The organism is Corallococcus sp. CA053C (assembly GCF_003611675.1).
Classification (GTDB): Bacteria; Myxococcota; Myxococcia; order Myxococcales; family Myxococcaceae; genus Corallococcus.
This window is the reverse complement of the sequence record NZ_RAWA01000142.1, coordinates 1-20,804: the sequence shown is the minus strand read 5'-3', so window position 1 is coordinate 20,804 and position 20,804 is coordinate 1. Positions and strand designations below refer to the sequence as shown.

The 20,804-nt window shown below is 70.1% G+C and carries 18 protein-coding genes and 1 pseudogene; 14 read left to right on the top strand and 5 right to left on the bottom strand.

Annotated features, from left to right (window positions below):
- A partial coding sequence (locus D7V97_RS19905; protein WP_147444882.1) for an ankyrin repeat domain-containing protein occupies positions 1–574 on the bottom strand: 574 nt, incomplete at its 3' end.
- Between the two features lie 82 nt (positions 575–656).
- A complete protein-coding gene (locus D7V97_RS19900; protein ID WP_120612228.1) occupies positions 657–2,192 on the bottom strand; it encodes a catalase in 1,536 nt (511 codons plus the stop codon).
- 297 nt (positions 2,193–2,489) lie between these two features.
- Here D7V97_RS19900 and D7V97_RS19895 point away from each other — a divergent pair, with 297 nt between their 5' ends.
- The 5 genes from D7V97_RS19895 to D7V97_RS19875 are packed head-to-tail and all read left to right on the top strand — an operon-like array spanning position 2,490 to position 6,525.
- Positions 2,490–4,040, top strand: coding sequence for a lysine 5,6-aminomutase subunit alpha (locus D7V97_RS19895; protein ID WP_120612226.1), 1,551 nt, complete (start codon positions 2,490–2,492; stop codon positions 4,038–4,040).
- A complete protein-coding gene (locus D7V97_RS19890) occupies positions 4,037–4,516 on the top strand; it encodes a hypothetical protein (RefSeq protein ID WP_120612225.1) in 480 nt (159 codons plus the stop codon). The genes D7V97_RS19895 and D7V97_RS19890 overlap by 4 nt, the downstream gene beginning before the upstream one ends.
- Positions 4,517–4,520: 4 nt before the next feature.
- Positions 4,521–5,306 carry an OAM dimerization domain-containing protein gene (locus D7V97_RS19885; RefSeq protein ID WP_120612224.1) on the top strand — a complete coding sequence of 262 codons (786 nt, stop codon included), beginning with the start codon at positions 4,521–4,523 and terminating at the stop codon, positions 5,304–5,306.
- On the top strand, positions 5,303–5,701 hold the full coding sequence (locus D7V97_RS19880) for a hotdog fold domain-containing protein (protein WP_199728875.1): 399 nt from the start codon (positions 5,303–5,305) through the stop codon (positions 5,699–5,701). The genes D7V97_RS19885 and D7V97_RS19880 overlap by 4 nt, the downstream gene beginning before the upstream one ends.
- Entirely contained in the window at positions 5,698–6,525 is an 828-nt protein-coding gene (locus D7V97_RS19875; RefSeq protein ID WP_120612223.1) for a 3-keto-5-aminohexanoate cleavage protein, read from the top strand. Before D7V97_RS19880 ends, D7V97_RS19875 begins: the two co-directional genes overlap by 4 nt.
- Positions 6,526–6,579: 54 nt before the next feature.
- Here the strand turns inward: D7V97_RS19875 and D7V97_RS19870 are convergent, their stop codons facing one another.
- On the bottom strand, positions 6,580–8,037 hold the full coding sequence (locus D7V97_RS19870) for an FAD-dependent oxidoreductase (protein ID WP_199728874.1): 1,458 nt from the start codon (positions 8,035–8,037) through the stop codon (positions 6,580–6,582).
- A gap of 90 nt (positions 8,038–8,127) precedes the next feature.
- On the opposite strand from D7V97_RS19870, the gene D7V97_RS19865 reads away from it, so the two are divergent.
- The 7 genes from D7V97_RS19865 (at position 8,128) to D7V97_RS19835 (ending at position 13,194) form a co-directional block, all read left to right on the top strand.
- Positions 8,128–8,754: a TetR/AcrR family transcriptional regulator C-terminal domain-containing protein gene (locus D7V97_RS19865; protein ID WP_120612221.1), complete on the top strand. Its 627-nt coding sequence runs from the start codon at positions 8,128–8,130 to the stop codon at positions 8,752–8,754.
- Between the two features lie 161 nt (positions 8,755–8,915).
- The gene (locus D7V97_RS19860) at positions 8,916–9,692 is read left to right on the top strand and encodes an SDR family NAD(P)-dependent oxidoreductase (protein WP_120612227.1); all 777 of its coding nucleotides are present in this window, start codon (positions 8,916–8,918) and stop codon (positions 9,690–9,692) included.
- Complete coding sequence (locus D7V97_RS19855) at positions 9,682–10,476, top strand: class I SAM-dependent methyltransferase (protein ID WP_199728873.1); 795 nt, start codon at positions 9,682–9,684, stop codon at positions 10,474–10,476. The genes D7V97_RS19860 and D7V97_RS19855 overlap by 11 nt, the downstream gene beginning before the upstream one ends.
- A gap of 90 nt (positions 10,477–10,566) precedes the next feature.
- Positions 10,567–11,115: a hypothetical protein gene (locus tag D7V97_RS19850; RefSeq protein WP_120612219.1), complete on the top strand. Its 549-nt coding sequence runs from the start codon at positions 10,567–10,569 to the stop codon at positions 11,113–11,115.
- A gap of 126 nt (positions 11,116–11,241) precedes the next feature.
- Entirely contained in the window at positions 11,242–11,631 is a 390-nt protein-coding gene (locus D7V97_RS19845) for a hypothetical protein (protein ID WP_120612218.1), read from the top strand.
- 80 nt (positions 11,632–11,711) lie between these two features.
- Complete coding sequence (locus tag D7V97_RS19840) at positions 11,712–12,653, top strand: hypothetical protein (RefSeq protein ID WP_120612217.1); 942 nt, start codon at positions 11,712–11,714, stop codon at positions 12,651–12,653.
- 145 nt (positions 12,654–12,798) lie between these two features.
- Complete coding sequence (locus tag D7V97_RS19835; protein WP_120612216.1) at positions 12,799–13,194, top strand: LysM peptidoglycan-binding domain-containing protein; 396 nt, start codon at positions 12,799–12,801, stop codon at positions 13,192–13,194.
- A 71-nt stretch (positions 13,195–13,265) separates the two neighbouring features.
- Here the strand turns inward: D7V97_RS19835 and D7V97_RS19830 are convergent, their stop codons facing one another.
- Positions 13,266–14,846 (bottom strand): acyl-CoA carboxylase subunit beta, encoded by a 1,581-nt coding sequence (locus D7V97_RS19830; RefSeq protein ID WP_120612215.1) that lies wholly within the window; start codon positions 14,844–14,846, stop codon positions 13,266–13,268.
- An 83-nt stretch (positions 14,847–14,929) separates the two neighbouring features.
- Positions 14,930–16,489, bottom strand: a complete 1,560-nt coding sequence (locus D7V97_RS19825) for a ChaN family lipoprotein (RefSeq protein WP_199728872.1) — start codon at positions 16,487–16,489, stop codon at positions 14,930–14,932.
- A 138-nt stretch (positions 16,490–16,627) separates the two neighbouring features.
- Here D7V97_RS19825 and D7V97_RS19820 point away from each other — a divergent pair.
- Both D7V97_RS19820 and D7V97_RS19815 read left to right on the top strand, forming a co-directional pair.
- Positions 16,628–19,933, top strand: a pseudogene (locus D7V97_RS19820) (TonB-dependent receptor); the annotation flags it as partial.
- Positions 19,933–20,763 carry a 5'-nucleotidase C-terminal domain-containing protein gene (locus D7V97_RS19815; RefSeq protein WP_120612212.1) on the top strand — a complete coding sequence of 277 codons (831 nt, stop codon included), beginning with the start codon at positions 19,933–19,935 and terminating at the stop codon, positions 20,761–20,763. The pseudogene D7V97_RS19820 and the gene D7V97_RS19815, both read left to right, overlap by 1 nt.
- Positions 20,764–20,804 lie beyond the last annotated feature (41 nt).

The window sequence follows — 20,804 nt, the reverse complement described above, 5'->3', positions numbered from 1 at the left end:
GGGCCACGGGAGCGGTGGGGGTCTGGGTCCGGGCCCAGTCCTCTGCGGAGCGACCGCTGGCGTCACGGAGCGCGGGGGAGGCGCCCTGGTGGCGGAGCTCGTTGGCGACCTCGTCGCGGCCGAAGAGGACCGCGAACATCAGGGCTGTCTGACCCAGGCGGTTGGTCTGGTCCACGGCGCAGGGCTGGGCATTCAGCACCTTCACGACGTCCGCGTAGCCCTTGAAGGCGGCGCCCATCAGGGCGGTGTTGCCGCGGTTGTCGCCCGCGCAGGCGTCGGCCCCGGCGGCGATGAGTGCCTTCACCGTCTCCGTGTGGCCGTAGTAGGCGGCGAGGATGAGGGGGGAGAAGCCGCGCGTGTCGCGGGCCTCCACCGGCGTGCCGGCCTTGATCAGCCCGGTGACGATGTCCGTCTCGCCCTCGCGCGCGGCGGCCAGCAGGTAGCGCTCCGCATCGCTGGTGGCGAGCAGCCGTCCGGAAGGCGCGGGGGCGCGCAGTGACATCCACGCGGCGGTCAGCAGCGCGGCGACCAGCATCACCAGACCCAACGAACCGAGCAGCAGCTTGCGAACCATGAGGGCGTCTCCAGGGGGCCCCCGCCTCGGTGGGCGAGGACGGGGGCCTTGTGTGGCGTTGGAAGCAGCAGTGATGGGCGGACTAGCGCGCGGCGAGCGGGGCCACGGCGGCCTTCGCGTCGTCGAGCTTCACGTTGACGGCCTTGGCCAGCCGCGTGCCGTAGTCCGCGTTGGCCGTGTAGAAGAAGCCGACGAGGCGCGCCTTCACCTTCGCGTCACGGACCTGGCCCAGGTCGCCGGCCAGGTTCTGCACCAGCCGCTCCTTGCCGCCCGCGTCGAGCGCCGCCCAGAAGGCGCCCGCCTGCGCGAAGTTGTCCGTCTTGTCGATGGCGCGCTGCTGCGTGGTGCCCGCGAGGGGCGCCTGGGACAGCAGCGCCGCGGGCGTGTCCATCGTCTCCTTCGTGATGCTGGGCTCGTAGTTCACGTCCGACTTCGTGTTGGACGCGTTCAGCGCGCCGCCCTGGCTGTTGTTGTTCACCGGCGCCTTCGCGTGGTTCACGGGCAGCGACAGGTAGTTGGCGCCAATGCGGTAGCGCTGCGTGTCCGCGTAGGAGAAGAGGCGGCCCTGCAGCAGCCGGTCCTCGGACGGCTCGATGCCCGGCGGCACCACGCCCGGGGAGAAGGCGGCCTGCTCGGTCTCCTCGAAGAAGTTGTCCGGCAGCTTGTTGAGCGTGAACTTGCCCAGCTTCACCGGGGGCAGCTTGTCCTTGGGCCACTCCTTCGTCGCGTCCAGCGGGTCGAAGGAGAAGCTGTCCAGGTCCTTCGGATCCAACACCTGCACGCTCAGCTCCCACGAGGGGAACTTGCCCTGCTGGATGTTGGTGTAGAGGTCATGCGTCGCGTGCTGGAAGTCCTGGCCGCCCAGCTTCGTCGCCTCCTCCACGGTGAGGCCCTTCACGCCCTGCTGCGACTTCCAGTTGAACTTGACGTACTTCACCTCGCCCTTGGCGTTGACGAACTTGTACGCGTGCACGCCGTTGCCATCCATCTGGCGGTAGCTCGCCGGGATGCCCAGGTCCGAGTAGAGCTGGGTCAGCATGTGCGTGGCTTCGGGCTGGTGGCTGAAGAAGTCGAAGAAGCGGTTCGGGTCCTGCCGGTTGGTGACGGGCGACGGCTTGAGCGAGTGCACCATGTCCGGGAACTTGATGGCGTCGCGGATGAAGAACACGGGCAGGTTGTTGCCGACCAGGTCCCAGTTGCCCTCGTCCGTGTAGAACTTCAGCGCGAAGCCGCGCGGGTCGCGCAGCGTCTCCGGCGAGCCGCTGGGGTGGATGACCGTGGAGAAGCGCACGAACATCGGCGTCTTCTTGCCCTTCTGGGAGAAGACCGACGCGCGCGTCAGCTGCGAGAAGTCGCCGTAGCTCTCGAAGGAGCCGTAGGCGCCCACGCCGCGCGCGTGCACCACGCGCTCCGGGATGCGCTCACGGTCGAAGCGCGCCAGCTTCTCGATGAGGGCGAAGTCCTCCAGCAGGACGCCGCCCCGGGGACCGGCCGTCTTCGAGCTCTGGTTGGTGCCCAGCGGCGCACCGGAGTCGGTGGTGATGGGGGGAGGGTTGCCGGCCGCGAGGGCGGGTGCGCCGGACAGCAGGACCGTGAGCAACAGGGAGCGACGCATCAAGGGGAACTCCTGGGTTTCGGGGAACGCGGACCTGGACACAGCACGTCCCGTGCCGCCAGGATGACTCCAGGAAATTCAAGGATTTAAGCTCGCGGCCCTGGCAGTCTCACCGGCATGTCGGTGAATCCACCGGGATTCCGGTTGTCGAAATCACCGCCAGGCCGGTGTTACAGCGGGCACCGAAAAATCGGTGTGGCCGGATGACGCGCGGGGATGCCTCGGTGCGGCATCATTTCCAGGGGGTCGGGCGCCCGGGTTCTTGAGCCCATTGTGCTGGGGCTCGGGTAGGGTGCGCGCATGTCAGGCCCGTTTATCGACGACGCGCGGATCGCAGAAGCGCGGAAGCTGGCGGACGAGATCGTCAACCCGATCTTCGACCTCATCCAACACAACACCACTGTCTCCAACGAGCGCACCGTGCTGCGCTTCTTCGGGCTCTCCGATGCGGGGGCGCGCGGCGTGCCGCTCGCCAACCTCATGGTGGACAAGCTGAAGGCCGCCGGGGTGCTCAACCGGGGCGCCGCGTACTGGTATGGCCGCGCGCTTCAATTGGGCGCCAGGAGCCCGCTGGAAGCGGTGGAGCGCCTCACCGCGCTGCCCGCGGACAAGATGGGCGTGCTGTCGCCGGAGATGGAGGCCAACCTGCGCGACGAGGTGCGCTCGGAGGCCCGCGCGGCGATGGCGGAGTTGAAGGCGCGCATCGCCCAGCGCAACGCCCTGCGTGAGCAGTTCCCCATGTCGCCCGCGCCGCACAAGTACGTCATCGTCGCCACGGGCAACATCTACGACGACGTGGATCAGGCTCGGGCCGCGGCGCAGGCGGGCGCGGACGTCATCGCGGTCATCCGCTCCACGGCGCAGTCGCTCCTGGACTACGTGCCCCACGGCGCGACGACGGAGGGCTACGGCGGCACCTATGCCACCCAGGAGAACTTCCGCGTGATGCGCGAGGCCCTGGACGACGAGAGCCGCAAGCTCAAGCGCTACATCCAGCTCACCAACTACTCGTCCGGCCTGTGCATGTCGGAGATCGCCTTCTGCGCGGCGTACGAGCGGCTGGACATGCTGCTCAACGACGCGATGTACGGCATCCTCTTCCGCGACATCAACATGCGGCGGACGTTCATCGACCAGTACTTCAGCCGCCGCATCTGCGCCCTGGCCGGCATCATCATCAACACCGGCGAGGACAACTACATCACCACCGCGGATGCCTACGACGCGGCCCACACCGTCATCGCCAGCCAGTTCATCAACGAGTGCTTCGCCAAGCGCGCGGGGCTCAAGGACTGGCAGCTGGGCATCGGGCACTCGTACGAGATTGATCCTTACCGCGACGACACGCTGCTCTTGGAGCTGTCGCAGGCGATGCTGGTGCGCCGCTGCTTCCCGGACGCGCCGCTCAAGTACATGCCGCCCACCAAGCACAAGGAGACGGACATCTTCTTCAGCCACGCGTACGACGTGATGGCGGACCTGGTGGCCATCTGGACGCGGCAGGGCATCCAGCTGTTGGGGATGATGACGGAGGCCATGCACACGCCGCTGCTCGCGGACCGGTACGTGGCGCTCAAGTCCGCGTCGTACATCCACCGCGCGGCGCGCGGCATCGACGAGGAGTTCACCGTCCGCGAGGACGGGAAGATCGCCAACCGGGCGCGAGAGGTGTTCGCCAACGCGGAGCAGCTGCTGCGCGAGTGCCATGCCGAGGGCATGGTGGCCGCCATCGGCAAGGGCCGCTTCGGCGACGTCAAGCGCGAGGAGACCGGTGGCAAGGGCCTGGACGGCGTGGTGCCGAAGGCTCCGGATTACTTCAACCCGTTCCTTGAAATGCTGGAGGCGTCATGATCGCCAGTACCCTGCTGACTGTGATGTTGGCCGCGGGCGGTTCCGCGGATGCGCTGACGAACGTGTCGGTGAAGAACGTTTCGCTGAAGGCCCCGGCCGCGTGGACGCGCTCGTCCATGGACGGCACGGAGAAGTTCCTGGCGCCTTCCGGTGACGCGTACTTCCTGGTGGACGTGGGCGCGGTGCAGACCGCCGGCATGAAGGCGGAGGTCTGTCGCCAGAAGATCCTCGCGAGCATCGGCGGCACCAGCTGGACGATGGTGAAGGTGGGCGGTCAGCCGGCGGCCTGGAAGGCGGACACGGACGCGGCGCCGGACGGCAGCGGCAACGTGGACACCGTGACGTACGTGGGCTGCAACGGGAAGACCACGTGGTCGGTGGTCTTCTACATGGAGCAGGGCAAGAAGGACCGTTTCGCCGCGGTGGCCGAGAAGGTCGGCACCAGCGTGACGTTCACTCCGCCCAAGGGGAAGTGAGCCGATGGTGAAGCCGAGCAAGCAGATCATCCGCCCCTACGGAGACCGGCGCGACGACGGCATGGTGCAGCTGTCGTTCACCCTGCCGGTGCCGCTGTCGGAGAAGGCGAAGGAGGCCGCCGCCCAGTTCACGAAGAAGATGGGCTTCACCGACGTGAAGGTGGCGGCCGCGGAGCGGGCGGCGGACCAGTACACGTTCTTCGTCGTCTACGCGCGCTCCGCCGTGTCGTTGGACTACGCGGAGATCGACGTGCCGGAGGTGGTGGTGCGCAAGATGGGGTTCAACGACCTCAACGCGCTCATCAAGGAGAAGGTGGGCCGCCGCATCGTCGTCTTCGGCGCGTGCACCGGCACGGACACGCACACGGTGGGCATCGACGCCATCCTGAACATGAAGGGGTACGCGGGCGACTACGGCCTGGAGCGCTACCCGGGCTTCGAGGCGTTCAACCTGGGCAGCCAGGTGCCGAACGAGGACCTGATCAAACGCTCCATGGCGAAGCACGCGGACGCCATCCTCGTGTCCCAGGTCGTCACGCAGCGCGACGTGCACAAGGACAACTCGCGGCAGTTCATTGACGCGGCGAAGGCCGCGGGCATCCACGGCAAGACGCTGCTGCTCCTGGGCGGGCCGCGCGTGGACCACAAGCTGGCGCTGGAGCTGGGCTTCGACGCGGGCTTCGGGGCGGGCACCAAGCCGTCCGACGTGGCGAACTACATCGTGCACGCGGTGTTGAAGAAAGAGGGCAAGGAGTCCCAGGACTCCCACTACCAGGGGGAACCCACGTGAGCACGGGCGTGAAGGCGGTACTGCGGTTGCGCATGGGCAGCCATGACGCGCACTACGGCGGCAACCTGGTGGACGGGGCGCGGATGCTCGGCCTGTTCGGCGACGTGGCCACGGAGCTGTGCATCCGTTCGGACGGGGACGAGGGGCTGTTCCGCGCCTACGACGCGGTGGAGTTCCTGGCGCCGGTGTACGCGGGCGACTTCATCGAAGCGGAAGGTGAGATCGTCAGCATGGGCAACTCGTCGCGGAAGATGCGCTTCGAGGCGCGCAAGGTCATCCGTCCCAGGCCGGACGTGAATGACTCCGCGGCGGACGTGCTGCCGGAGGCCATCGTCGTGTGCCGCGCGACGGGCACCTGCGTGGTTCCGAAGGACAAGCAGCGGGGGCAGAAATGAGCAAGCCCATGGTGATCACCGCGGCGATGGTGGGCGCGGAGACGACGCGCGCGCAGACGCCGTACCTGCCCATCACCGCGGAGGAGATCGCCGAGGACGCGGCGAAGTGCCGCGAGGCTGGAGCGGCGATGGTGCACCTGCACGTGCGCACGGCGGACGGCAAGCCGTCCCAGGACGCGGAGCTGTTCCGCGCGGCGATCCGCGCCATCCGCAAGCGCACCGACGTGCTCATCCAGACGTCCACGGGCGGCGCGGTGGGCATGGACGTGGACGAGCGGTGCGGCGCGCTCACGCTCACCGGCGCGGACAAGCCGGACATGGCCACGCTCACCACGGGCACGGTGAACTTCGGGGAAGAGGTGTTCTGGAACCCGAGGCCGCTGGTGCGTGACATCGCGAAGCGCATCCGCGCGATTGGCCTGCGGCCGGAGCTGGAGTGCTTCGACGTGGGGATGATCGACGAGGCGCGCTACCTGGCGAAGGAGGGCCTGGTGGAGCTGCCAGGGCACTTCGACTTCGTGCTGGGCGTGCCGGGCACGTTGCAGGCGCGGCCGGAGGTGCTGGACTTCATGATCGCCTCGCTGCCGGAGGGCTGCACGTGGACGGTGGCGGGCGTGGGTCGCCATCAGCTCCCGTTCGTGGATGAGGCCGCGAAGCGCGGCGGCAACGCGCGCGTGGGCCTGGAGGACAACATCTACCTGTCCAAGGGCGTGCTCGCGAAGGGCAACCACGAGCTGGTGGCTGACGCCGCGAAGCGAGCCCGCGCGAACGGCCGCGAGCCCGCCACGCCCGAGCAGGCCCGGCAGCTGCTGCGCCTGGGCTGAAGCCGAATGGAAACGCGGTGCCCGGGTGCGGAGGACGCCCCGGGCCCGCGAGCATCAGGCGGCCCAGGCCCAGCCCACGTGTCCGTCGGGCCGTACCAGCATCCCGCCGACGTCGCGGAACTCGGCGCGTCCCACGGGGCGGTGCGCCCGGAGAAGGGTCGCCCTCGGAGGCCATCCCGGCTCCCAGCGGGGCAGAGGGCCTGAGCCGAAGCCGAGCATCAACCAACGGCCCGGATGCAGCGCTGCGTAGATCGCGATGTCCGCGCCTTCGTCCTGCGTGAGGTCCAGGTCGCTCAGCCGGCGTCCGCTCCATTCGGGGAGGAGTGGCGCATCCACCTGGGGCGCAGGGACTTCAAGCGATGAGTAGCCCACGTCGAGCGCGCCGATGGCGTTGGCCAGCTTCCGGTTGAGGTCCGGTGCCCGCAGCAGGTCGCTCATCACCTCGCGCAGGGCCAGGGTCTCCTGCGTGGCGCTCATGAGCGCGGTCTGCGCCAGCGTGTTGCGGATGAGCGCATCCCCCACCGGCCGACGCTCGCGCATGTAGCTGTCCAGCAGTGCTTCCGGCGCGCCGTCCTTCACCACCGCCGCGAGCTTCCAGCCCAGGTTCATCGCGTCCTGCAACCCGACGTTGAGCCCCTGGCCTCCCGCCGGGAAGTGGATGTGCGCGGCATCCCCCGCGAGCAGCACGCGGCCCTCGCGGTAGCGGTCCGCGATCCGTGTCTCGTTGCCGAAGCGGGACAGCCACCGGGGGTCCTTCATGCCGAAGTCCGTGCCCGCGATGCGCGTGACGCTCTCCCGCAGCTCCTCCAGCGTGACGGGCTCGCGGACTGACACGTGTTCGCGGAGCGGATCGCTGATCACGATGCGATGGACGCCCGGCGCCATCGGCACCACCATCACGCCGCCCCGCGTGCTCGAGATGCCGATGGCGGGCTGTGACGGCGGCTCACCGAGCGTCACGTCCCCCAGCATCGCCGTGCGCGTCACGTCCGTTCCCGGGAAGGCGATGCCCGCGAGCCTCCGCACCGCGCTCCGGGCCCCATCCGCCCCCACCACGAAGCGCGCCCGCACCTGGAACGCGCCCGCGCTCGACGTGCCCTCCAGCTCCACGCCTTCGTCATCCTGTCGCAGCGCCTCCACCGTGTGGCCCCGCAGCACGTCCACGCCCAGCTCCCGGGCCCGCGCCTCCAGCAGCGCCTCCGTCACGGCCTGCGGGAGGAACAGCGTGTAGGGGAAGCGCGTGTCGAGCACACTGAAGTCCAGCCGCGTGTCCAACATCGCGAAGTGCCCCGTGGGCAGCGGCCGGCCCTGCGCCAGGAACCGCCCCTCCAGTCCGCGCAGCGCCAGCACCTCCAGCGTGCGCGGATGCAGCGTCAGCGCACGCGACTCACGCACCGGCTCCGCGCGCCGCTCGAGCACCTGGACGCGCACTCCCGCCAGCGCCAGCTCGCAGGCGAGCCACAGCCCGGTGGGGCCACCTCCCACCACCGCCACATCGAGGACTTCCGCCATGATCGATCTCCCGCCCGAAGGCTCAAACTAACGTTGTTAGGGATCGACTAACAGTGTTAGTTTGTCAAGTCAGCGAGGGTGGACCGGGGCATGCGAATCCAGCGGGAGCAGGTCGTGGCGGCGGCGTGGGCGCTGCTGGATGAGGCGGGCCTGGAGGGCCTGACGATGCGCGTGCTGGCGAAGGCGCTCTCCATCCAGGCGCCGTCGCTGTACTGGCACTTCCCGGGCAAGCAGGCCCTGTTGGACGCGATGGCGGACACGCTGATCCACGACGTGGCGCGGACGCTGACGGCGGACTCACCCTGGGAGCGGGTGGTGCGCACCGTGGCGAAGGACCTGCGGCGCGCGTTCCTCCAGCACCGCGATGGCGCCCGCGTCTACGCCGGCACCTTCGTCGTCTCCGAGCACACGCTGCGCGTCAGCGACACCCTCATCGGAAGCCTGGGCCGGGCGGGGCTCAAGCCCCAGGAGGCGAGCTGGGCGGCCTTCACCGTGCTCGACTACGTGCTGGGCTTCACCATCGAGGAGCAGGGCTTCACCGCGCAGGGCGAGGAGACGGCGGAGCGGGCAGGGGCCCTGCGCGAGCTGGCCAGGGCCCGCTACCCCCATGCGGCTGGCGCGGTGGAGGCCATCCTCGATCGCGACTTCGACCGACGCTTCGCCTTCGGCCTGGACCTGCTCGTCGCGGGGATTCGCGCCCGACTGCCCGCGAAGTAGCGGCACGCCGTCAGGATCCGCGCGCCCCTTTCGTCCCGCTGCCCGGTCCGCAGCGCATCCCCGACACCTGCCCGTCATCCCGGCTGCCCGGCCGGGGTGGCTCGGGCATCATGCCGCGCATTCCTCCCGGCCTGACGGGAGACCACGAGGAGTCCTCGGCGATGGATACGGAACTGCTGGGCAAGGGTGTGCTGGTGACGGGGGGCGCGGGGGGCATCGGCTCGGCGCTGGTGCGGGCGTTCGCGGGCGAGGGCGCGAAGGTGGTGGTGCACTACCACCGCAGCCAGGAGAAGGCGGCGGCGCTCGCGCGCGAGGTGGGCGGCACGTCCGTGCGCGCGGACCTCACGGTGGAGGCGGACGTGGACGCGCTCGTGCCCGCGGCGGTGAAGGACCTGGGCCGGCTGGACGTGCTGGTGTGCAACACGGGCGTGTGGCCCGCGGCGGATGAGCCGGTGTGGCAGATGTCGCTGACGCGCTGGCGCCGCACGCTGGCGGAGAACCTGGACAGCGTGTTCCTGAGCTGCCGCGCGTTCCTGCGCCACGTGGCCACCACCGGCACGGGCAACATCGTCATCATCAGCTCCACGGCGGGCCTCTTCGGCGAAGCGGGCCACACCGACTACGCGGTGGCCAAGGGCGCGCTCACCACCGGCTTCGTCAAGAGCCTGAAGAACGAGCTGCACCGCATCGCGCCCCTGGGCCGCGTCAACGTGGTGTGCCCGGGCTGGACGGCGGTGGACCGCCACCGCGACAAGCTGGACGACCCGAAGTTCGTCGGCCGCGTCACGCGGACGATGCCGCTGCGCAAGGTGGGGCAGCCAGAAGACGTGGCGCGGGTGGTGGTGACGCTCGCGTCGGACCGCATCTCCGGACACGTGACGGGAGAGGTCGTCACCGTGGCGGGGGGCATGGAAGGAAGGGTGCTGCATGAAGGCTGACATGGACGTACGCGCGTACAACCGCGAGGCGTGGGACGGCGAAGTGGGCCGCGGCAACGTGTGGACCGTCCCGGTGGGCCCGGAGGTCATCGCCGCCGCGCGCCGGGGCGACTGGAGCGTGGTGCTCACGCCGACGAAGCCCGTGCCCAGGGCGTGGTTCGGGGACCTCGCCGGCAAGGACGTGCTGGGCCTCGCGAGCGCGGGCGGGCAGCAGTGTCCGGTGCTCGCGGCGGCGGGCGCGCGCGTCACCGTGTTCGACAACTCCCCCGCGCAACTCGGGCAGGACCGCAAGGTCGCCGAGCGCGAGGGCCTGACGTTGAAGCTCGTGGAGGGCGACATGAAGGACCTGTCCGCCTTCGCTGATGGGAGCTTCGACCTCATCTTCCACCCGTGCTCCAACTGCTTCGTGGACGCGATCCTTCCGGTGTGGCGCGAGGCCTTCCGCGTGCTGCGCCCGGGCGGCGTGCTCCTGGCAGGCATCTGCAACCCGGTGCGCTACCTCTTCGACCCCGCGCAGGAAGAGCAGGGCGTGCTGCGGCTCAAGTACACGATGCCGTACTCGGACTTCACCAGCCTCACCGACGAGGAGCGCCGCCGCTACACCGACAAGGGCGAACCCATGTGCGTGGGGCACTCGCTGGAGGATCAGCTCGGCGGCCAGTTGCAGGCGGGCTTCGTGCTCACCCACCTCTTCGAGGACAAGTTCCCGGAGAAGGACCTGCTCTCCACGTTCCTGCCCACGTTCATGGCCACGCGCGCGGTGAAGCCACCCCTGCGTCCGTGACACAGAAGTGCGTTGCGCTCGGGAGCTGAAAAAGCCTACAGGTGCGGGGTCCGGGTCCAACCGGACATCCCCCCTTTGTAGGAGTCACCCATGAAGCTGTCCCTGCGTCTCTCGGTGCTGTTGTTCGCGGGCGTTTCCGTTCTGGGCCTGGGCTGTGAAGGTGCGTCGCGCGACCCGCTGAATGCCGTGGAGGCGGGCGCGCAGGTGGCCGTGGAGCCCCAGCTCGCGGAGGTGAAGCAGGGCGCGGTGGGCGACACGGTCCTGCGCTGTACGCAGCCGCAGGACGGCTCGTACCTGGAGGTCGTGCAGACGGCCACGGGCTACGAGGCGGCCACGGTGACGGAGGCGTACGATCCGTGGGACTGCCGCTGCACGTACCTGAAGCGCGAGGTGCTGGGCCAGTACACCCGCTGCAACCGCTCCACGGTGGATCCGCGCATCCTCAACTGCTTCCGCATCGAGCCGAACGGCACGACGGGCAAGGTGGTGTTGTCCACCACGCGCAACCAGCTGACGCAGATGGTGATCGGCGGGACGCAGACGGTGTCTCGCACCGAGCTGAGCATCGCGGCCATCAACCAGGACCCGGGCCACACGCCGCGCCTGGACTTCACCTACGACATGGCGGACTGCCAGTAATCTCCGCCGTCCGGACCGCGATTTAACCTTCCGCGGGCTCCGGGGTTTCAGGTGTCAGAGGGCGACGGGGGCAGGCCTGCATGGCTGCCCTCCTCGCGCTCCTGACCCGAACCTGGAGTCCACACCATGTCGCTGAAGTCCGTTCTTCGCGGTACCGCTGTCGCCTCGCTGCTGTTCGCCGTGCCCGTGTTCGCCCAGACGGCCTCCACGCCCGACTCCGCGCCCCAGGCCGGCCAGTGCGAGCGCGGCGGCGGCCACCACGGCAGGCACGGTGGAAACAAGTTCGGCCGCATGCAGCAGCGGCTGGACAAGCAGGTCGCGGAGGGGCGCCTCACCCAGGCCCAGGCCGACGGCTTCAAGGCCGAAGCCCAGAAGCTGCACGAGGAGATGAAGGCCGCCCGCGCCGCCAGCAACGGCCAGGTGGACGAGGCCCAGCGCTCGCAGTTCAAGGAGCGCCGCCGCGCGCTGAAGGAGAAGATCAAGGCCGCGCTGGCGCCCACGCAGCAGGGCGCCTGAGGTCCGCCGTGGAGGGGGAACGTGACGAAGGGGCACCGGCCAGCGCAGACTGACCGGGCCCCCTGTCGTCGGGAGTCTCCATGGTCCGCGGTCTCCTCGTCGCAGTCGTCGCCCTCACCCTTGGCTGCCGCGCGCACTCGGGCGTGACGGAGGCGGGAACGCAGGCCTCGGCCGGGGGGCCGGAGGTGGCGGAGAAGCCGCTGACGCTGGTGGCGGATGCGGAGCTGGTGCGCGTGCAGGACCGCGCCCGCTACATCGTCGCCTCGGAGCAGGGCGCCATCCGCGCCACGGACCTGCTGCTGGAGCGGGCGGACCTGGACCGCACGCGGATGAACTGGTTCTTCACCGTGCCGCGCGGCAACGCCTGGTACGCCGTCTTCGGGCGCTTCAGCCCGGAGGACACCTTCGTCCCGGCCTACGCGTACCGCGCGCCCATCGAGTTCTCCGGCGAGATGGAGGACTTCCCGGTGGCGTCGCTGCCCGAGGGCATGGAGGCCGTGGCGCGCGCCGTGAGCACCGCCTGCGAGCGCGTCTTCCAGGTGCACGGGCGCAAGCAGCTCAACCCCGTCGTGGTGGAGGAGGACGACGGCATCACCGTGTACGTGCTGCAGGGCTTCGACGACTCGAACCTGTACCTGCTGGGCGGCGACTTCCGCTTCCGCTTCAGCAAGGACGGCCGCCAGAAGCTCCAGGAGCTGCCGCTGCACCAGGGCCTCATCCCCGTGTCCGTGGCGCCGGATGGTGACGGCGAGCGGCCGGCGTTCTCCGCGCACGCGCACGTGCTGTTCCCGGGGCCGCTGGAGACGGAGCTCGCGCTGGTGATGCTCTATCCCGTCCTGGGCGGCCTGTTCGTGGGCACGTCGGATCAGGACTGCATCTACGCGCTGTCATCCGACGGCACCATCCGCGCGGTGCGCCTGAGCCGCGAGGAGATCCTCCGAGAACTGCGGCCCGACGGCACCTTCGCCCCTCCTGAAGCCCTGGTGCCCGCGAAGGACGACGAAGCGGACGTGGTGCTCTGAACAGCCGCCGCCCCGGCACTGTTGAGCTTCCACCATCCCCGTCGTCCTGGAGCCGTGGCCCATGGGCTCGCGGTGCCTACAGTGCTCCGCCTCACGGGGCCGCCCGGTGCATCGCGCGGCCCCGTGTACCCGACAGGAGGACGTGATGGCCTTGCAGAACGACTACCAGGACGTGTTGGACGTGGCGAAGAACGTGGGCGCCAAGGTCGAGACCCGTGAGGAGGGCGGCAAGCTCATCATCAAGGGCTCGGTGGACCACGCCTTTGACCGCGATCGCATGTGGGATCAGATCAAGGCGAAGCACCCGAAGTGGAACGACGAGATCATGGTCAACCTGACCGTGACCCACGCGGAACCCTACGGCGTCTACACCGTGAAGTCGGGCGACACGCTGGGCAAGCTGGCCAAGGACATCTACGGCGACGTGAAGCTGTACCCGAAGATCTTCGAGGCCAATAAGGACCAGCTCAAGGACCCGGACCACATCAAGGTGGGCCAGGTGCTCAAGCTGCCGCCGAAGACGATCGTCAACAAGGCGTAGCGGGAAGCGCGCCCCCCTGCCGACGGTGGCTCCGGCTTCATGGCGAGGCCGTCGGCAGCGGAAGCGGTGCACTACACCGGGGAGATCTCCCGGCGGCGGTACGGACGCTCCACGCGCTTGTTCGCGGTGCGCTTGAGCGCGCGGGCGAGCAGCCGCCGCGTGTCGCGCGGATCCACCACGTCGTCCACCATCGCCATCGCGGCGGTGCGCTCGATGCGGATGTGCTGGCGCAGCCCGTCCGACAGCTCCTTCTTCATCGCGGCGGCGACCTCCGGGCTCTCCGCGCCCTGGAGCACCTTGCGCGCGGCGATGGACACCATGCCCTCCGGGCCCATCACGGCGATCTCCGCGCCCGGCCACGCGACGAGCAGGTCGGGTTCGAAGGCGCGGCCGTTCATCACGTAGTAGCCGGCGCCGTAGCCCTTGCGCACGACGACGGTGAACTTGGGCACGGTGGCACTGGCGGTCGCGTACATCATCTTCGCGCCGTGGCGGATGATGCCCTGCTGCTCCACCTTGGTGCCCACCATGAAGCCGGGCACGTCCTGCAGGAAGAGCAGGGGGATGTTGAAGGCGTCGCACAGGTTGATGAACCGCGCCGCCTTGTCCGCCGCGTTCACGTCCAGGATGCCGCCCAGGTACATGGAGTTGTTCGCGACGATGCCCAGCGGGTAGCCGTCGATGCGCGCCAGGCCCGTGATGAGGTTGCGCGCCCAGCGCGGCTTCATGGGGAAGAACTTCCGGTCATCCACCAGCGACAGGATGACCTTGTGCATGTCGAACGCCTGGCGCGGGCTCTCCGGCACCACCTTGAGCAGGTCGTCGTCACGGCGGTCGAACGGGTCGCTGGACGGGCGGCGCGGCGGCTTGTCCTCGCAGTGGGACGGGAAGAAGCCCAGGTACTCGCGCACGGCGGCGAGGCAGGTGGCGTCGTCCGGGTACTCCGCGTCCGCGACGCCGGAGATTTCATTGTGCACCTTCGCGCCGCCCAGCTCCTCCTCCGTGACCTTCTCGCCCACGGTGGACTCGACGAGGTACGGCCCTCCGATGGCGAGTGAGCTGGTGCCCTTCACCATGGGGAGGAAGTCCGCGAGGCCCGGGATGTAGGCCGTGCCGGCGGCGCCGGGGCCCACCATCGCGGCGACCTGCGGGATGACGCCGCTCATCACCACCTGCTCGCGGAAGAGGTAGCCCGTGTCCGCGAAGCTCGCGATGCGGCGGGGGTCGATGCCGGAGCTCGCGTCCAGCCGCGCGCCGGCCGAGTCCACCAGCCACACCATGGGGATGCGGTTCTTCAGCGCGATGTCGCGCAGCCGCGCCACCTTGCGCTCACCAATCTCCCCGATGGAGCCACCGAACACGGTGAAGTCGTAGAGCGCGGCGGCCACCGGGCGGCCGTCGATCTCCCCCGTGCCGGTGATGACGCCGTCGGCGGGGGAGGGCTTGCCGTCCTCCTCCTCGGGCAGGTTGCCCTGGTGCGCGGCGAGCAGCCCCAGCTCCTCGAAGGTGCCTTCATCGAAGAGGAGCTTCAGGCGCTCACGCGCGGTGAGCTTCCCCTTGGCGTGCTGGCGCTCGATGCGCTCCGGGCCTCCCATGCCCTCGTTGCGCTGGCGCTGCTCGGCGAGCTTCTCCACGCGTTCGGTCATCTTCATGGCAGTGGCACTCCCTGGATTGATTCTAGAATCAATCCAACCAGGGATGGTGCCCGACAGGAAGGGGAGAAGTGTGGGAAGCGTCAGGCCAGGCGCAGCCGCGCGGCCCAGGTGAAGTAGGCGCTGCGGGGGTCGGCGAGCGGGTCGCGGAAGAGGGCGCGGATGTCCGCGACGTCCACCTGGCCGGCGTCGAAGGCGCGGTAGAGGCTGTCGCCCAGCAGGTAGCCGAGCGCATGGCTGACGCCGTGGAAGAGGCGGTCGCGGCGCAGGGGGAGCAGCTTCACGGCCTCGTCCGGCCCTTCGGTCTCCGTGGCCTTGTGGGCGAGCACGAAGGCGGCGATCTGCCGCTCCAGGCCCCGGGCCTCGCCGAAGCGCTTCGCCCACTCGGAGACGGTGGGGCAGGTGCGGCGCGGGTTGACGAGCTTGGAGCCGAAGAAGCCCAGGGCCTCCTCCAGGCAGCGCGCGTAGAAGGCTTCGGACGCGCCGCGCGGGGCGTCCATGGCGTCGCCCACGGCGCAGTGGCGCACGAAGTGGGCGGCCTCCTCGGCGGCGTGGTTGAGCGACAGCGACGCGAGGTAGGCCGTGCGCGCGCGGGGGATGTAGCCGCTCTCGCGGGACAGGATGTGCTTGCGCAGCTGGGACAGCTCCGCCTGGGTGAAGCGGCCGCGCTGACGGATCCGCGCGAGCACGTCGCCGTCCGCCGCCGTCGTCACCTCCACCGAGTCCAGCGCGCGGCCTACTGGCACGCCCGCGAGCCGACCGATGAGCTCCGACATCTCCCGGAAGCGCTCCGCGGCGCTGCGGTCCAGGAGCGGGGCGTCGTCGCCTTCGGCCTCCAGGTAGTCCAGGAAGCTCTGCTGGCAGAGGACGGGCGACGCGTTCATCAGGCACAGCGCGCCGTCCGCCAGCTCCACGGCCTCCGCGGAGCCCAGGCGGCCCTCGCGGGCGAGGCGCCACCAGAGCCCTTCCGCGTTCTGGTAGACGACCAGGCTGCGGCGGGGGTGGGTGTCCCCGAGTGCGCGCTCCACCTGGGCGGGCAGGTGACAGGGGGCGGCGTGGAACTGCCCCACGAGCACCATCACAAGCGGGACGTCCTCCGCGCGGGCGACCCGGGCGATGCGTTCGGCGGCGAAGGCGTCGCGCAGGGCGAGCGAGCGCTCTCCCTGGGCCCGCCGGTCGATGGCCGCCACCGTGAGCTTGTGGCGCTTCGCGAAGCCGAGCACGGCGCGGATGCCGCCGCCCGGACCGAAGCCCGTGTCGGCGCCGTGGCCCAGGCGGGACAGGAGCGTGCGCTCCGGCAGCCGTCCCGCGAGGTACGCGTCCAGCGCGGTCTGGTGACGGCCCTCCACGCATTCGAGCGCCAGCACGACACGGCGTCCGGAGGCGAGGGCGCGCTCGGCGAGGTCCAGGTACGTCTGCTGGGCCAGGGGGAGCGTGTGGTAGTCGCCGACGTAGACGAGGTCCGAGGCCACGACGCGCTGGTGCACGTGGGTGACGGGGACGACGCGCTGGTAGGTGCTCGTGCGCCGACGGTAGCGCGCCTCGTAGGCGCGGAACGCTTCGGTGCGGCCTTCCACGACCCGGGCAATCTGGGCGCGTTGGCGACGGAAGAGAGCGAGGTGAAGGGCAAGCGACGCGCGCATGGAGACGAGGCAACGTCGCATGCGCTCGCGGGGCCGGCAAAAAATCAGCGGGACGGAGCGGGGTGGCTTGCTTGACTCGCATGACCCTGCAACGGAGCATCGTCATCAATCTTGCGGCCCGTTCTTCCTCGCACGCTCCTTCTCTGTGCCGTGGTGTTGCTCGCGGCTCCCGTCCACGCGCAGGAGCCTGCATTGCTGCACGCCTCGCCGCCCCGCGCGGAGGTCCGGCAGGCGCTCCAGTTGGATGCGACGCTGGTGGACGGCGGCAAGGTGCTGGAGGTCTTCGTCCGGTATCGCGGCCCTGGCGAGCCGTACATCCAGGTCCCGATGCAGCTGCAATACGGCGACCTCTACCGCGCCGCCATCCCGGCCGAACACATGGTGCCGCCCGGCGTGGAGTACTACGTCGAAGCCGTCCTGGTGAGTGGCGACCGCACGCCCCTGTTCATGTCCGCGCTCCGGCCCGCGCGGGTCGTGGTGGGAACACCGGTGAGGGAACAACCTCCGGTGCGTGCAGCGGCTGGAGCGTCAAGGCCAGGGGCACGGTCCGAGGACACGCGGTCCGCTCCGGGCATCGAAGCCTTCACGCCGCCCTCCGGTGGATCGGACGACGAGGACGACGTCGATGCACGCGATTCATCCCGGACGGGAACGCAGGCGCCCGTGACTCCGCCCACCACGTCGCGGGGAAGTGCCGTGGATCCGCGGGCCGGGACGCTGGGGTCGCGAGATTCACAGGATGCTCGCGCCACCGAGGGGACCGGGCCGCGCGGAGCCTCCCGCACAGAGCCTTCCGACCCGCGGGCCGCGAGCCGTCCGGATGGCGCTGATCCGCGTGCGTCGTCCGACCCTCGAACCGCGTCGCGCACCGATGGCTCGGACGCGCGAGGCTCAAGCCGCATGAACGGCACGGACGCGCGAGGTGCCGCCCAGACGAATGGCACGGACACACGAACGTCAAGCCGCACGGACGACTCCGCGCCGCCAGCGTCCTCGCGCGCGGACACTCGCGCTTCAAGCCGTGCAGACGGCGCTGCTCCACCTTCGTCGTCTCGCACGGACGCCCACGCTTCAAGCCGTGCAGATGGCGCTGCACCGAGTGCTTCGTCTCGCACGGACACGCGCGCTTCAGGTCGCACGGACGGCTCCGTTGCCCCTTCGTCCTCTCGCACGAGCGGCACGGACAATCGCGGCGGTGCTCGGACCGACAGCACGGATTCGCGGAGTGCGCGCACTTCGGAATCCGATGATGCGATGGCCGCGCTCAACGCGGATGTCCCGCCGGACGCGCAGGGCAACTCCTCGACCTCCCGCGCACCCACCGCGATGGACGACGACCTGGCGCTCTACAGCGCGGAGGACGTGCTCGCGGTCACGACGCTCCAGGAAGAAGCCGTACGCACCGTGCCGGCCATCGGCGCGTCGTTCAACCGGGCGCAGATGATCTCTCTGGGCGCCCGCACGGTGGCGGATGTGCTGGATGTGGTGCCGGGCGTGTCCGTCAGCCGCGACGTGCAGGGCTTCCACCGCACCGCCATCCGCGGCCTCCGCAACGACGCGGAGGTGCTCTTCCTCCTGGACGGCCACCGCCTCAACAACTTCTTCGACGGCAAGGCGCTGATGAACCTGCCGGTGGAGAACCTGGAGCGCATCGAGGTCATCCGCGGGCCGGGCTCCGCCATCTACGGCGCGGGCGCCTTCCTGGGCGTGGTCAACCTCGTCACGAACCACGCCGACGGCGTGCGCGGCGCCGTCACCACCGGCGGCGTCCCCCGCGACGACGGCCGGCTCGCGCTCGCCACCGACGGGCACCTGTCCGCCGCGCACTCCACGGGCGACCTGCACCTGTTCGCGGACCTGGACCTGTGGAGCCAGGACGGCGACTCGCTCGTCATCGACCACGACGCGCTGGACGCCGAGTCCGTGGATCAGGGCCTGCGCAACGTGGAGGACCCCGCGGGCCACACGCGCGATGGGCGCTTCCTCGTCAACGCGGGCGCGGGCCTGTCGTACGGCCTGGACACCGCCGGACGCGTGGGCATCTCCGCGCGCTACCTCACCGAGCAGCGTGATGCCCTGGTGGGCCTGTTCGACACCGTGGGCGAGGACTCGGAGCTGTCCTGGGACGTGCTGCTCGCCGACCTCACCTGGGACCGGCCCTTGAGCGACGGCGGTCAGGTGCGCGCCCGGCTGGGGTTCGACCAGCAGTCCACCGACCGCCGCTTCCAGCTCACCCCCCGCGACTTCCGCACCGGCACCGGAGCGGATCAGCGCTTCCCGGACGGCCTCCAGGAAGAGACGAGCGTCACCGTGCGCACGGTGTCCGCGTCGGTGGACGCGGACCTCGCGCTCGCGAAGGAGAACCACCTCACCCTGGGGCTCATCGCGGAACAGCAGTCCCTGTCGAAGTACGCGTACACGACGAACTACACGCTCGACGGCCGCCTGCGCCCCAGCCCCGCTGCGCCCGAAGGACTCGTGGACCTGACGGAGCTCGCCGACGGCGCCGCTTCCAGCCGGCTCACCGTGGGCCTGTCCGCGCAGGACCAGTGGACGGTGCTCTCCGCGCTGACGCTCACCTTCGGCCTGCGCGTGGACGCGACCCAGCTTCCCAACGTGGACGCGGACGGCACGCTGGATGGCCGCAAGACCGTGGTGCGCGTCAACCCGCGCGTGGGGCTGGTCATCGCCGCGTCGGACGCGCTCGTGCTCAAGGCCCTCTACGGCCGGGCCTTCCGCCCGCCCACGCCGCAGGAGCTGGTCGAGCGCATCCCCGACACCGACTACAACCAGGGCCGCTTCGAGGGGAACCCGCTCTTGCAGCCCGCCACCGTGGACACCTTCGAGCTGGGCGCGGACCTGGTCCAGGCCGCCGGTGACACCCGCGTGCGCGTGCGCGGCAACGCCTTCCTCCAGAACTTCGCCTCGCCCATCACCCCGGTGGACACCAGCGGCAACATCGTCCCGCTGCGCAACCGCGAGCTGGGCGTGCGCGTGTACGGCGTGGAGGCGGAGGCCCGCCTGGAGGCCTCCAAGCGCGCCGCCGCGTGGGTCAACGCCAGCCTGTCCCGCGCGCAGGACCTGGAACTGCCGGGCCAGTCCCGCCTGCTCACCGACGTGCCCCAGGCGCGCTTCAACGCGGGCGTGTCCATGCCCCTGGGCGACTGGGTGAACCTGGACGTGGTGGTGCGCTCCGGCGCCGAGCGCCGCAACAACAGCCGCTCCACGCTGGAGCTCATCCGCCGCTATGAGATTCCCGCCTACAGCCTCATCACCGCGCAGCTGCGCTCCGAGCCCCTGCTGGAGCACTTCGAGGTGACGCTCTACGCGCAGAACCTCTTCGACCACGACCTGCGCGACGACGTGCCCCGGCCGGACCGCGTCACCGGGCTGCTGCCGCGCGAGGGCGTGTCCGGCTACCTCACCGTGAGGGCCTCCTACTGATGGACCGCCGCTTCCTCGTCGCCGCGCTCGCCGGACTGTCCCTCCTGCCCGGGTGCCTCGCGTACAACGACTCCTGCGCCCCGCTGGTGGACGACCCCGACGCCGTCGTCGGCTACCTGGGCGAGGAGGTCTACCTGGACAAGACCTTCACCCGGCACGACAACAACGCGCTGGGGCAGCTGGCCGCGGACGCGTTCCTCCACGCGGAAGACGGCGCCGCGAAGCCCACCGAGCTGGGCATCATCAACGGCGGCTCGCTGCGCGACGAGGGGCTGTGCGTCACCCGCACGTCCGTGCGCACCGGGCCGCTGACGAACGGCGTGCTCCACGAGGTCATCCTCTTCGAGAACCTCGTCGTCACGGTGGACCTCACCGAGAAGCAGCTCGTCGCGCTGTTCGAGCACTCCGTGGAGGCGCTGGCCATGGAAGGGCAGGCCATCGTGTCGCCCTCGGGCGCGTTCCTCCAGGTGTCCGACGGCACCACCCTGCGCGTGGACTGCGCGCGCCCCGTGGGCCAGCGCGTGAAGGAGCTGCGCATCCGTGGCCGCGCCGTGTCCGTCCCCGCGCGCGACGACGCAGCCATCCGCTACCGCGTGGCGATGTCCACGTTCGTGCTGGAGGGGGGCGACGGCTACGGGAGCATCCTGGGCACCGCGGGACAGGACCCGGACCGCAACCCGGTGCAGGCGCGCAGGCTGGGAGGCACGGACGCCAACCTCACGGCGGCGTACATGAAGGACACGTACCCCAGCCCGGTCCAGGCGCTGAAGGAAGCCCCGCGCATCGTCTTCGAGAACTGCGCCCGGCCCGCCAGACCCGCTCCGCGCTGAGACGCACGGAAGGGGACCTCAGGGCCGGGGCGGGGGGACGC

Excerpts from the sequence above, each read along its gene's own strand:
- D7V97_RS19815 (WP_120612212.1), top strand. The coding sequence starts at position 19,933 with ATGGACCGCCGCTTCCTCGTCGCCGCGCTCGCCGGACTGTCCCTCCTG.
- D7V97_RS19835 (WP_120612216.1), top strand. The coding sequence starts at position 12,799 with ATGGCCTTGCAGAACGACTACCAGGACGTGTTGGACGTGGCGAAGAAC.
- D7V97_RS19845 (WP_120612218.1), top strand. The coding sequence starts at position 11,242 with ATGTCGCTGAAGTCCGTTCTTCGCGGTACCGCTGTCGCCTCGCTGCTG.
- D7V97_RS19830 (WP_120612215.1), bottom strand. The coding sequence starts at position 14,846 with ATGAAGATGACCGAACGCGTGGAGAAGCTCGCCGAGCAGCGCCAGCGC.
- D7V97_RS19850 (WP_120612219.1), top strand. The coding sequence starts at position 10,567 with ATGAAGCTGTCCCTGCGTCTCTCGGTGCTGTTGTTCGCGGGCGTTTCC.
- D7V97_RS19875 (WP_120612223.1), top strand. The coding sequence starts at position 5,698 with ATGAGCAAGCCCATGGTGATCACCGCGGCGATGGTGGGCGCGGAGACG.
- D7V97_RS19870 (WP_199728874.1), bottom strand. The coding sequence starts at position 8,037 with ATGGCGGAAGTCCTCGATGTGGCGGTGGTGGGAGGTGGCCCCACCGGG.
- D7V97_RS19865 (WP_120612221.1), top strand. The coding sequence starts at position 8,128 with ATGCGAATCCAGCGGGAGCAGGTCGTGGCGGCGGCGTGGGCGCTGCTG.
- D7V97_RS19895 (WP_120612226.1), top strand. The coding sequence starts at position 2,490 with ATGTCAGGCCCGTTTATCGACGACGCGCGGATCGCAGAAGCGCGGAAG.
- D7V97_RS19860 (WP_120612227.1), top strand. The coding sequence starts at position 8,916 with ATGGATACGGAACTGCTGGGCAAGGGTGTGCTGGTGACGGGGGGCGCG.
- D7V97_RS19885 (WP_120612224.1), top strand. The coding sequence starts at position 4,521 with ATGGTGAAGCCGAGCAAGCAGATCATCCGCCCCTACGGAGACCGGCGC.
- D7V97_RS19855 (WP_199728873.1), top strand. The coding sequence starts at position 9,682 with ATGAAGGCTGACATGGACGTACGCGCGTACAACCGCGAGGCGTGGGAC.
- D7V97_RS19840 (WP_120612217.1), top strand. The coding sequence starts at position 11,712 with ATGGTCCGCGGTCTCCTCGTCGCAGTCGTCGCCCTCACCCTTGGCTGC.
- D7V97_RS19825 (WP_199728872.1), bottom strand. The coding sequence starts at position 16,489 with ATGCGCGCGTCGCTTGCCCTTCACCTCGCTCTCTTCCGTCGCCAACGC.
- D7V97_RS19890 (WP_120612225.1), top strand. The coding sequence starts at position 4,037 with ATGATCGCCAGTACCCTGCTGACTGTGATGTTGGCCGCGGGCGGTTCC.